Origin of the sequence: Demequina globuliformis (assembly GCF_000975155.1) — a bacterium.
GTDB lineage: Bacteria > Actinomycetota > Actinomycetes > Actinomycetales > Demequinaceae > Demequina > Demequina globuliformis.
In genome coordinates, this window is sequence record NZ_BBRG01000002.1 from 116377 (window position 1) to 128106 (window position 11730).

Consider the following 11730-nt stretch of genomic DNA (forward strand, 5'->3'; position numbering starts at 1 on the left):
CAGGAGGGTGTCGCACTCCCGGTAGGGGAGGCGTCGCGTCACGGGTACGATAGAGCGCATGTCGACGGCCAGTCCCGTGCGTCCTGACGCAGCCGCCCCACCCACGACCGGATGGTCGAGCGTGCGCTCGCGCGTCGGCGTTTACGTGGCGCTTACCAAGCCGCGCATCATCGAGCTCCTTCTCGTCACCACCATCCCCACCATGGTGCTGGCAGCGGACGGCTGGCCCTCGTGGACGCTGCTGCTGTCGACGCTGGTGGGCGGGGCCGTGTCCGCTGGGTCTGCGAACGCCTTCAACTCTTACCTCGACCGCGACATCGACGCGGTGATGAACCGGACCAAGGGCCGGCCTTTGGTGACGGGTGCCGTGAGCGAGCGCAACGCAGTCGTGTTCGCATGGACACTCGGCGTGATCTCGACCCTGTGGTTCTGGTTCGTCGTCGGTTCACCCCTCGCCACGGTCCTAAACCTTGTCGCGATCTTCGGGTACGTCGTGGTCTACACCATGTGGCTCAAGCGCCGGACGTCGCAGAACATCGTGTGGGGCGGCATCGCCGGGTGTATGCCGGTCCTCATCGGCTGGGCTGCGGTCACGCAGAGCCTGTCCTGGGCGCCGTTCCTGTTGTTCGGGATCATTTTCTTCTGGACGCCGCCGCACTACTGGCCGTTGTCGATGAAGTTCAAGCGCGACTACGCCAATGCAGACGTGCCCATGCTTCCAGTCGTGGCGACCACGCGGCGCGTGGCGATCGAGATGATCGCCTACTCGGTTGCGATGGTGCTGTGCAGCCTCGCGCTCGTAGCCGTGACCGATATGACGTGGGTCTACGTCGCTGTGGCAGGCGGCGCTGGCGTGTGGTTCACGGCCGGTTGTGTTCGGCTCTACTTGCGCGCCCAGCGCGACGAGAAGAAGCTGCGTGAGATGCGTCTCTTCCACGACTCGATCACATACCTGTCGATCGTGTTCGCGGCCGTGCTCGTCGACCCGTTCCTTCCCAACGCCTGGACCGTGGGGTTGTTCTGAGCCGCCTCGCTGACCAGCGAGAGGGGTACCTGGCGCACATTTCCGTGGAGCGGGGCCTCAGCAGCAACACGCTTGCCGCGTACCGCCGAGACCTGGCCCGCTACGAGCGGTTTCTTGCATCGCGAGACATCGATGGCCTCGCAGCAGTCAACCGACGTGACGTCGAAGAGTTCGCTCAGGTGCTCGGTGCTGGCAGCGACACCGATCGCCCGCTCGCCCCGGCATCGGCCAGCCGGACGGTCGTGGCCGTACGTGGCTGGCACCGGTTTGCCCTCGCTGAGGGCTGGACGCTCACGGACGTATCCCGCGAGGTGAAGCCGCGCACCATACCCCAGCGCCTTCCCAAGGCGCTGTCCACTGATCAGGTCGAGTCCATCCTGGCCTCAGCATCGGCCGGTGACGGCGGCGTGCCACTGCGCGACCGAGCGCTCCTTGAGGTGGTCTACGGCACTGGGGCACGAATCTCCGAGGCGATCGGCCTCGATGTCGACGACGTGACCCTCGACCGTACGGCCGCGTCCGTGTTGTTGCGGGGAAAGGGGTCGAAGGAGCGCGTGGTGCCGCTAGGTTCCTTCGCGGTCGACGCCCTGGACGCCTACCTGGTCCGTGCCCGTGCAGCGCTGGCGCAGTCGGGGCAGGGCACCGCCGCATTGTTTCTCAACCACAGGGGTGGTCGCCTGTCTCGCCAAAGCGCGTGGTCGATCCTCCGCGTAGCAGCCGAGCGTGCCGGCGTCCCCGATGTGTCGCCCCACACGCTGCGCCACTCGTTCGCGACCCACTTGTTGTCCGGCGGTGCAGATGTGCGTGTGGTGCAGGAACTCCTCGGCCACGCCTCGGTGACGACCACGCAGATCTATACGTCTGTCACCCAAGACACCCTGCGCGAGGTCTACACGACCTTCCATCCGCGTGCCCTGGGTTGACGCTCACACGACGCAGGTAAGGTGGCACCTGTGACCGACTTTCCCGTGCCCGAGCCCCTGACCAGCCACGGCCCTGCTCGCGTAGTAGCGCTGTGCAATCAGAAGGGCGGCGTAGGCAAGACCACCACGTCGGTGAACCTGGCTGCCTCGCTTGCGGAGTACGGGCGCAAGGTCTTGGTGGTCGACTTCGACCCCCAGGGTGCCGCATCCGCCGGCCTGGGCGTCAACGCCAACGAAGCAGAACTCACGATTTACGACTTGCTGATGCGGTCATCGGTCGAGCCGCGGGACGCGATCCGTCAGACCAACGTCGACAACCTCGACCTCCTGCCAGCGAACATTGACCTGTCCGCCGCCGAGGTCCAGTTGGTCGGTGAGGTGGCGCGAGAGAGCTCGTTGGACCGTGCACTGCGCGGGCTCGAGGACGAGTACGACGTCATCTTGATCGACTGCCAGCCCTCGCTGGGCCTGCTGACCGTGAACGCCTTGGTTGCGGCGCACGGCGTCGTGATCCCGCTGGCGTGCGAATACTTCGCGATGCGCGGCGTGGCGTTGCTCGTCGAGACCATCACCAAAGTGCAGGACCGTCTCAACCCGCGCCTCACCGTTGACGCGATCATTCCCACGATGTACGACGGGCGCACCCTGCACTCGCAGGAGGTCGTGGAGCGCGTGCGCGACGCCTTTGGCGACCGTGTGACTCAGACCATGATTCACCGCACGGTGAAGTTTCCCGACGCCTCGGTCGCTGCTGAGCCGATCACCACCTTTGCGCCGACCCACGCCGGTGCGGAGGCCTACCGCGAGCTCGCGCGGGAGCTCATCTCCCGCGGGGCCGTCGCCTAAACGATCGTGGCCGACGCTGCGGGCACGGCGGCAGAGTCAATCGCGGGTGCCGGCACTGCGACGGTCGCCGATGCCCCCGTGGGCTTTGAGGTCCATCTCGATAACTTCACGGGACCGTTTGATCTGCTCTTGACCTTGATCTCGAAACACGAGATGGAGATCACAGAGGTCGCTCTCGCGCGGGTGACCGACGAGTTTCTCGCCACGATCGCGGCGCACGAGGCTGACTGGGACCTCTCGCAGGCCTCGGAGTTTCTCGTCGTCGCCGCCACGCTCCTGGACCTCAAGACCGCACGGTTGCTGCCTCAGGGCGAAGTGGACGACGTCGAAGACCTTGAATTGCTGGAGGCTCGGGACCTCCTGTTCGCGCGCCTACTGCAGTACCGCGCGTTCAAGCAGGTTGCAGGGCAGTTCGGTGAGCTGCTCGCGGCACCCCGTCGCGTGCCACGCGACGTCACCCTTGAGCCTCAATTCGCCATGCTGCTTCCTGAACTCGTGTGGCGCGTGACGCCCGACCAACTCCCACGGCTGGCGGCCCATGCGCTGCAGCCCAAGCCCGAGGCCAGTGGTGTCAACGTCGACCACCTGCACGCACCGGCCGTGAGCGTGCGTGAGCAGGCCGCCCTCGTCACGAGTCGCCTCCAACGCGATCACACCGTGACATTCAGGTCGCTGGTGGCGGACGCCGATCACGTCAACGTCGTGGTCGCGCGGTTCCTCGCTCTGCTCGAACTGTTCAGGCAAGCAGTGGTCGCCTTCGATCAAGTACGCTCTCTGGGCGAGCTCACGATCCGCTGGACCGGTGGCGAGGACGGCGTGGACGTCTCCGACGAGTTCGACGACAGTGACGGCGCAGATGGCGGCGGCAACGAGGAGACAGTGACACCGTGAGTGAGATTCACACCCAAGGGGCGATCGAAGCCATCCTGATGGTGGTGGACGAACCCGTCGCCGTCGCAGACATCGCGGCGGCTCTCGACGTGCCGGAGCCGGAGATCCTCACCCACCTCGAGCGGCTCCGGGACGAGTACGCGCACCCCGACCGCCCGCGAGGTTTTGAACTGCGTGAGGTCGACGGTCGGTGGCGGTTCTACTCGTCCCGGCTTTACGCAGATGCCGTGGGAGCGTTCATTGTCGAAGGCCAGTCAGCGCGGCTGTCGCAGGCCGCACTGGAGACGCTGGCCGTCGTCGCGTATCGGCAGCCTGTCACACGCGGTCAGGTGTCTCAGGTGCGCGGAGTCAATGTCGACTCCGTGATGAAGACCCTCAGCGCCAGAGGCCTCGTGACCGAGGTCGGTGACGTGGGGGGAGCGGTCCAGTACGGGACCACCACAGAGTTTTTGGAGCGTATGGGGCTCGGTTCGCTCGATGAGCTTCCCCCGCTCGCTCCCTATCTTCCGGATTTGGCCGATGTCGATGGCGAGGGCGAACGATGAATCTTGAAGTACACCGGCCAGAAGGCGTGCGCCTGCAAAAGGTGCTCGCCTCTGCTGGCGTGGGATCTCGCCGCAAGTGCGAGGTACTCATCGAGCGCGGCGCGGTCAAGGTCAATGGGCAGGTCGTTGACCAATTGGGCGTGCGGGTCGACCCCCACGCCGTGGTGATCGAGGTGCGCGGGAAGCGCATCTGCGTAGACGACGGTGCGATCACGGTCGTACTGAACAAGCCCAAGGGCGTGGTGTCGTCCATGCAGGACGAGCAGGGACGGCCGGACCTGCGTCAGTACGTCGAGGGCTACGACGCACGCCTGTTCCACGTGGGCCGGCTCGACGCGGACACGACCGGCGTGTTGCTGCTCACCAACGACGGCGAACTCGCGAACCGGTTGGCTCACCCCACTCACGGGGTCTCCAAGACGTATGTTGCGAAGGTCACGGGACGCGTCGCGAAGACCATTGGCACCACGTTGCGAGCCGGCGTTGACCTCGACGACGGCCCGGTTCGTGTGGCATCGTGCACCATCCTCGACGTCGGCAAGGACCACTCGTTGGTCGAGGTCGTGCTGCACGAGGGTCGCAATCGCATTGTGCGGCGCATGTTCGACAAGGTCGGCCACCCGGTGGAGGAGCTCGTTCGCACGCAGTTTGGGCCCATCACACTCGGCACGCTCGCCCCGGGAGCTGTCCGTGAGTTGAACCGCGAAGAGCTCGGCGAGCTGATGTCGGCCGCTGGGCTCTAGGGGCGCGGGGCGCCGATACGATGGGCCACATGGCGATGCGAGCGATCCGAGGCGCGACCACACTCGACAGCGATGAGCGGGAGCACTTGCATTCGCGCACCCAGGAGTTGGTGCGCGACATCTTGGAGGCAAATTCGCTGTCCACGGATGACATCATCTCCGTGATTTTTACCTGCACCCCTGACATCGTTTCCGATTTCCCCGCTGCGGCGGCGCGCGAGCTCGGCTTTGGCGCGGTGCCACTGATGTGCGCGCAGGAGATGGCCGTGCCCGGTGCGCTGCCCCTGGTCGTCCGCGTGCTCATGCACGCGGAGACCGACCTGGTGCGCGATGACATCCAGCACGTCTACCTGCACCGCGCTGTGTCCCTGCGGCGCGACCTCGCCCAGTGATCGTGCACGAGCCGCGCCGTGTCCACGTTATTGGCGCCGGTCTGATCGGGTCGTCCATTGGTATGGGCCTGTGCGCCGCCGGATGGGCAGTGTCGCTTGAGGACCCGGACCCCGAGACGGTGCGGTTGGCGCATGCGATCGGGGCCTCCAACGACGACGGCGCCACGCCGCCTGAGATTGTGATTGTCGCAGCGCCACCTGCCGTGTCGCCGCGCGTTGTCCAAGAGGCCCTCACTCGCTGGCCCCACGCTGTCGTCACCGACGTTGCGAGCGTCAAAGTTCCGATCGCGCAGGCGGTGGATCCCGAGCACGCCGCACGCTACGTAGGTTCACACCCCATGTCGGGGCGCGAAGTCTCTGGCGCCATCGCCGCGCAGGGTGATCTCTTCAAGGCGCGGCCGTGGGTGGTGTGCCCTGGCGCCGGCTCGGACTCCGCCGTCGAGCTGGTGTGCGAGGTTGCCCGTGCGCTGCAAGGCGACATCGTCACCATGGACGCCGAGGCCCACGACGCCGCGGTCGCCCGCGTGTCCCACGCTCCCCAGATCGTCGCGTCTGCGGTGGCTGCGGCGCTCGGGACCCTGGAGCGCGACGATGTTGCCCTCGCAGGGCAGGGCCTGCGTGACGTCACGCGGATCGCCGCGTCCGAGCCTGGCATGTGGGCGGACATCGCGCGGCTGAACAGTCACGCGTTGGTGCGCACCCTCGACCACATCATCAGAGACCTCGAGGACGTGCGTGAGGCGGACGACATTGGCGAGGCCGTGACCGACCTCATCGCCCGTGGGCGGCTCGAGGTGCAGCGTATCCCCGGCAAGCATGGCGGGCCTACCCGCGATTGGGTGCCCGTTACTGTGATTGTGCCGGACGAACCTGGCCAGCTCTTGGCCCTGCTCCAGGACGCGGCGGCAGCCGGCGCCAACGTCGAGGACATTACGATCGAGCACTCGCCGCGTCAGCCCGTGGGACTGACCACTTTGCACGTGTTGCCTGAAAGCGCGCCCGCGCTTCTCCAGGCGCTGACCGACCATCATTGGGAGATTGCATCATCATGACTGGCATCGTTATTGCGATTGACGGGCCCGCGGGGACCGGAAAGTCGACCGTCTCACGAGAAGTCGCTCGGCGCCTTGGCCTGGCGTACTTCGACACAGGCGCTACCTACCGGGTGGCGACGCTGACGTGTCTGCGCGAAGGGGTTGACCTGACGGCGACCTCGGACGTGGCCGCGATGGTCGCCACGATGAATGTCGAGTTGGTGCTGGATCCGCGCAATCCCCACGTCATGCTCGACGGCGAGGACGTGTCGCAGCTCATCCGCACCGATACAGTCGCGCTGTCGGTATCAAAGGTTGCCACCAACCTGGAGGCGCGTCCGATCCTGCAGCAGATGCAGCGCGACGTGATTGCGGGGGAGACCGAGGGCGGGTTCTCCGGCGGAAAGGGCGTGTGTGCCGAGGGGCGCGACGTCACGACGGCAATCGCGCCGGACGCGACAGTGCGGGTACTTCTGACGGCAGACGAGGACGTGCGCGTTGCGCGTCGCGCCGGGGAGGGCGCCGACGCTGCGACCGTACGGGAGGCGGTGCTGGGTCGCGACAAGCAGGACTCGACCGTGGTGAGTTTCCACGAGGCCGCCGATGGCGTGGTGACCGTGGACACGACTCACCTCACCATTGATGAGGCCGTTCAAGCCATTCTGGATCTCGCCGCCGAGCGCTCGTGACTCAGCCGCGCTTGCCTAGCCCGTGGGGCCCTCGCTGGTCCCGCTGGGTGGGACGTGGGCTGGCCCGCGGACTGTGGAATACGGATGTCCGCGGTCGAGAGACATTTCCTCGCACGGGTCCAGTGATCGTCGTTGCGAATCACGTCGGTCTGGTCGACGGTCCCGTGCTGCATGGCGTGGTGCCGCGTGGCTCTCACTTTCTCATCGGTGCCCACATGTACACCGGGGTGCTAGGTCCGCTGCTGCGTGGCGCGCAACAGATCCAAGTGTCTGGCGCAGGACGGGAGGCCCTTGCGCAGGGCTTAGGCGTGCTCAGGCGTGGATCAGTAGTGGGAGTGTTTCCCGAAGGCACGCGTGGTGCGGGCCGCGCCGATGCCGTCCATGGTGGCGCCGCGTGGCTTGCGGTGCAGTCAGGTGCGGCGGTCGTGCCCACCGCCATCGTGGGAACGCGGTTGTCGGGCGAGCCGGTTGGCGTGTGGCCCGGACCCCGCAGGAGATTCGTGGTCGAGTTCGGCCAGCCCCTGCAGTTAGACCTTCCCGATTCGCTCAAGGGACGGGCCCGCCAGGAGGCCGCGCAGGCGCAACTCGCTCAGGCCCTGCGCGAGCGCGTAGAGTTGACCCTCGCGACAACAGACCTGCGCCTACCGAATGACGACGGTGACCGCGCCCGCCACCAGGAGGAGGAGCGATGAGCGACGACCAGGAATACCTTGGACTAGACGAGGTACCCCCCGCCACACCAGTGGAATCCGACCCGGAAGAGTCGCTTGACGAGATTCGTGAAGCTGCGCTGCGCGCGGGCCTCGAGGACTACGACCTCACGGATGAGGACCTCGCGACGCTCGCGGGTGATGAGCCAGAGGTGGAGCCTGAGCTCCCCACGCTAGCGATCATCGGCCGTCCCAACGTGGGCAAGTCAACGCTCGTGAACCGCGTGCTGGGCAAGCGCCTCGCCGTCGTGGAAGACACCCCTGGCGTCACGCGAGACCGGGTGTCCTACCGTGCCGAATGGGCCGGTCGCGACTTTATGCTGATGGATACCGGTGGGTGGGAAGCCAAGGTCGAGGGCCTGGACCTGTCGGTAGCGCAGCAGGCAGAGGTCGCGATCGATATGGCGGATGCGATCTTGTTCGTGGTCGATGTCACCGTGGGTGCGACAGCCTCGGATGAGCACGTGGTGCGCTTGCTGCGCGCAGCCAAGAAGCCCGTGGTGTTGGTAGCGAATAAGGCCGACGGCCCGCAGGCTGAACTGGAAGCAGCGAGCCTGTGGAACCTAGGGCTGGGCGAGCCGTATCCAGTCTCCGCTTTGCACGGTCGCGGCATGGGCGAGCTCCTTGATGCCGCCCTCGATGCGTTGCCGACCGACATGCCAGACGTTGTGGTGGACCCGAACGCGCCCCGACGCATTGCGCTGGTAGGCCGGCCCAACGTGGGCAAGAGCTCGCTGCTGAATCAGTTGGCGGGGGAGAACCGGGTCGTCGTCAACGAAATGGCCGGTACGACCCGCGACCCCGTTGACGAGGTCGTGGAGATTGGCGACCGCCGCTGGACCCTCGTGGACACCGCCGGCATCCGCCGGCGCGTGCACATGTCGAAGGGGGCCGACTTCTACGCGTCCCTGCGTACCGGTGCGGCCATCGAACGTTCCGAAGTATCGCTGGTGCTGCTGGACGCCTCGACGCCGCTGACTGATCAGGACACCCGCGTGATTAGCCAGGTCATCGAGGCAGGGCGCGCGCTCGTGCTCGTGTTCAACAAGTGGGACCTGGTCGGCGAGGACGAGCGCTTCCTGCTCGAGCGCTCTATCGACAAGGACCTCGTTCAACTCACCTGGGCCCCTCGCATCAACCTGTCCGCGCGGACGGGCTGGCACACCAACCGTTTGGTGCCCGCCATCGATCGCGCGCTGGGCAGTTGGGATCAGCGCATCGCGACGGGGCGTCTCAACGCGTTCCTCGGTGAACTCGTGGCCGAGAACCCTCACCCAGTGCGTTCCGGCAAGCAGCCAAAGATTCTGTTCGCCACGCAGGCCTCCAACCGTCCCCCGCGCTTTGTCATCTTTGCGTCCGGCTTCCTCGAGCCCACATACCGCCGCTTCATTGAGCGGCGGTTGCGCGAAACCTTTGGGTTTGAAGGCACGCCCATTCAGATCTCGGTCCGCGTGCGCGAACGGCGCAAGCGCCGGTAGTCGCCAGCGGGGTGTGGTGCTGAACGACCCGGTCAGTGCAGGGCGCCACCCACGGTCGTGGCGTCCGCACCCCGCCGCTCCATGACGACTCGTAGCGCCGCCGTCAGGGCCGCTACCTGAGCATCGCGAGGGATCCACGGACGCGGCTCGCCCGGAGCGTCAGGACGTGCGGTGGCTGCGTCGTTGGGAACGTGGACAAAACCCGCGGGGATCTGGGTGTGCTCGAGCGCGTGCCGCAGCACGTAGAAGATCTGATTGCACACGAAGGTGCCAGCCGAGTACGACACCGCGGCCGCCACGCCCTGATCGCGCATCGCGTTCACCATCGCTTTGATCGGTAGCGTTGAGAAGTAGGCGGTCGGGCCGCTGGCAATCACGGGTACATCCGTGAGTTGGCGACCTGCGTTGTCCGCAATTGACGCGTCGACGGTGTTGATCGCGACCTTCTCTACCGTGATGCCTGTCCGGCCATCCGCCAACCCCAACGCCACCACGGCATCGGGCCTATGCCGCTCGAGTGCTGCGGTGAGAGCGTCAGGGGCCCGCTCGAACTCGACGGGCAGGACCTCCGCGACTACGTGCCCGGGTCCGCTCCAGGTCCGCGCTACCTCGCGGGCAATGACGCCAGAGGGATTGTGATGCGCGCCGGCGAAGGGCTCGAACCCGGTCAGCAGTACTTTCTCCACTTTCCCATCCTAGGCACGCGACGGCCGGGGCCAGGCCGTGCCTAGGCGTAGTGGGCGTAGCCGAGTTCCACGAGGCGCGTCAGGACATCGAGATCGACGCGGTCGAGGCTCGTGACATACAGACAGCTGGCCCCCACCTTGTGTGGGCCGAGTTCCGCGAGTAGTGGCCCTGATGCGGGATGATCCTTGAGCCCGTACAGCGACAAGGCGGCCTTGCGGGGAGAGAATCCCACGCGCGGCCACGTTCCGGTCCTGCCGGAGGCGTAGACGTACGTGGTCAGGCCAAAGCCGACGATGCTTGGTCCCCACATCACCCCGTCCTCGCCCGTGGCGCTGTGCATCAACGCCAAGAGTTGGTGGCCTTCGTGGCGTCGACGTGGTGTCGAGGCACTGTCGAGGAATGCGGTGACTGATGCACCAGTGGGTTGAGTCTTGTTCTCGCTCACGGGGGCTTCCTTGTCTCGCTGGCGGCGCGTGCGTGGCGTGCGTCACACATGCGTGTCCGTCTCGCACGTGGCGCGCTAGGGTCATTCTCATGCTCGACATCCCTACATTACGCCTGGCACTGGGCCTGGTGTCGGTGGTGGTGCTGGCGTTGTTCTATCTCGCGGTGTACCGCCCAACCCGCTCGCTCTTCGCAATGTGGTGGTGCATCGCACTCATGTGTTCGGCCGCCAGCCCCCTGTTGCTTCTGCTCAATGGCTCCAACGTGCAGGCGATCGCGAACCCCACGTCGTCGCTGGTCTCGGTCGTCGGAGCGGCCTCAGTATGGTTCGCCACGCGGTCGTTGCGCGGCCTGCGCCCTAAGCCAGGCGTAGTGCTGGTGGCGTTGGTGCTCACGCTGGTCGCGGCGGTGCTTGACAGCCCGGCGACGAACATCTGGGCCGGCAACGGGACGCTCTACTTCTTCATGACCGGGCTGTTTGCCGCCGCAACATTGGAGCTGTGGCGGGCCTGGCGGGAGCGCAACGGGAGCTACGACGCGCTGCATGACGGTCAGGCTCGAGTCGCGCTCGTGGTGGCCTTGTGTGCCTCGGCGCTCTTGGTTGCGTACTACGCGATGAGGTTCGCGTTGTTGGTCTCGGTGGGCGAGGACTCTGACGTATTCGCGACGCTCGCTGGTACGGGGCCGACGACGTTGGTCTTGCTGGTCACCTTGGTGGCGGTCACCTTCTCTGTCGCCTCGCTGGGCTACGACGAGCAGACGCGTGCGCTGCGCAAGCGGATTGCGCACGACGAGCTCACCGGCCTGCTTTCGCGCGCCGCCTTCCTGGATGGCGCGCGGCAAATGTTGAAGGACGCTGGCGATGAGCCGTCGGGCGCAGTCCTGGTCATCGCAGACCTTGACCACTTCAAACGAATCAACGACACCCATGGGCACGGGGTGGGGGACCAGGTCCTGACGGACTTTGGTACCGCACTCGACCGGACCATGAACAAGGGCGAACTGTGTGGGCGCCTCGGCGGCGAAGAGTTCGGCATTGTGCTCTCAACAACCGATGCTTCCCACATTGAGACCCGCCTGATGCGCGTGAGCGATCGCTTCCGCCGGCTCGCGACCGAGCATTCGATCCCCGTCGTCACCGTCAGTTATGGGGTGACAGCGATGTCAGGCAACGCGACCTTGTCGCAGCACCTGGCGCAAGCGGATGAGGCGATGTACTCCGCGAAAGAGAATGGCCGTGACTGTGTGGTGATTGCGGGCAGTCACGAAGAATGACAAGCGCCCCGGTGTTCAGCTGACGCGAAAGTGCGTCAGCAGCGCACCG

At 66.1% G+C, this 11730-nt stretch carries 14 protein-coding genes; 12 read left to right on the forward strand and 2 right to left on the reverse strand.

Annotation, left to right across the window (positions count from 1 at the left end; genetic code table 11):
* The first annotated feature begins 58 nt into the window (after positions 1–58).
* The 11 genes from AOP75_RS09080 to der are packed head-to-tail and all read left to right on the forward strand — an operon-like array spanning position 59 to position 9275.
* Positions 59–1024, forward strand: coding sequence for a heme o synthase (locus tag AOP75_RS09080; RefSeq protein ID WP_083966869.1), 966 nt, complete (start codon positions 59–61; stop codon positions 1022–1024).
* Positions 1003–1947, forward strand: a complete 945-nt coding sequence (locus tag AOP75_RS09085) for a site-specific tyrosine recombinase XerD (RefSeq protein WP_152650039.1) — start codon at positions 1003–1005, stop codon at positions 1945–1947. Before AOP75_RS09080 ends, AOP75_RS09085 begins: the two co-directional genes overlap by 22 nt.
* A gap of 21 nt (positions 1948–1968) precedes the next feature.
* Positions 1969–2793, forward strand: a complete 825-nt coding sequence (locus AOP75_RS09090) for a ParA family protein (RefSeq protein ID WP_062078746.1) — start codon at positions 1969–1971, stop codon at positions 2791–2793.
* Positions 2794–2799: 6 nt separating this feature from the next.
* On the forward strand, positions 2800–3684 hold the full coding sequence (locus AOP75_RS09095) for a segregation and condensation protein A (RefSeq protein WP_439645197.1): 885 nt from the start codon (positions 2800–2802) through the stop codon (positions 3682–3684).
* Positions 3681–4229, forward strand: coding sequence for an SMC-Scp complex subunit ScpB (gene scpB, locus AOP75_RS09100; RefSeq protein WP_062078748.1), 549 nt, complete (start codon positions 3681–3683; stop codon positions 4227–4229). The genes AOP75_RS09095 and scpB overlap by 4 nt, the downstream gene beginning before the upstream one ends.
* The gene (locus tag AOP75_RS09105; RefSeq protein WP_062078750.1) at positions 4226–4972 is read left to right on the forward strand and encodes a pseudouridine synthase; all 747 of its coding nucleotides are present in this window, start codon (positions 4226–4228) and stop codon (positions 4970–4972) included. The genes scpB and AOP75_RS09105 overlap by 4 nt, the downstream gene beginning before the upstream one ends.
* A 29-nt stretch (positions 4973–5001) precedes the next feature.
* Positions 5002–5364, forward strand: coding sequence for a chorismate mutase (gene aroH, locus AOP75_RS09110; protein ID WP_062078752.1), 363 nt, complete (start codon positions 5002–5004; stop codon positions 5362–5364).
* Positions 5361–6416 (forward strand): prephenate dehydrogenase, encoded by a 1056-nt coding sequence (locus AOP75_RS09115; protein WP_062078754.1) that lies wholly within the window; start codon positions 5361–5363, stop codon positions 6414–6416. The genes aroH and AOP75_RS09115 overlap by 4 nt, the downstream gene beginning before the upstream one ends.
* Entirely contained in the window at positions 6413–7087 is a 675-nt protein-coding gene (gene cmk / locus AOP75_RS09120; RefSeq protein WP_062078756.1) for a (d)CMP kinase, read from the forward strand. Before AOP75_RS09115 ends, cmk begins: the two co-directional genes overlap by 4 nt.
* Positions 7088–7134: 47 nt before the next feature.
* Positions 7135–7779 carry a lysophospholipid acyltransferase family protein gene (locus AOP75_RS09125; RefSeq protein ID WP_269078816.1) on the forward strand — a complete coding sequence of 215 codons (645 nt, stop codon included), beginning with the start codon at positions 7135–7137 and terminating at the stop codon, positions 7777–7779.
* On the forward strand, positions 7776–9275 hold the full coding sequence (der, locus tag AOP75_RS09130; protein WP_062078759.1) for a ribosome biogenesis GTPase Der: 1500 nt from the start codon (positions 7776–7778) through the stop codon (positions 9273–9275). Before AOP75_RS09125 ends, der begins: the two co-directional genes overlap by 4 nt.
* Positions 9276–9307: 32 nt before the next feature.
* Here the strand turns inward: der and pcp are convergent, their stop codons facing one another.
* The gene (pcp, locus tag AOP75_RS09135; protein WP_062078762.1) at positions 9308–9961 is read right to left on the reverse strand and encodes a pyroglutamyl-peptidase I; all 654 of its coding nucleotides are present in this window, start codon (positions 9959–9961) and stop codon (positions 9308–9310) included.
* A gap of 41 nt (positions 9962–10002) precedes the next feature.
* Entirely contained in the window at positions 10003–10407 is a 405-nt protein-coding gene (locus AOP75_RS09140) for a DUF1801 domain-containing protein (protein WP_062078764.1), read from the reverse strand.
* Positions 10408–10496: 89 nt separating this feature from the next.
* On the opposite strand from AOP75_RS09140, the gene AOP75_RS09145 reads away from it, so the two are divergent.
* On the forward strand, positions 10497–11681 hold the full coding sequence (locus AOP75_RS09145; protein WP_062078766.1) for a GGDEF domain-containing protein: 1185 nt from the start codon (positions 10497–10499) through the stop codon (positions 11679–11681).
* The last annotated feature ends 49 nt before the right edge of the window (positions 11682–11730 follow it).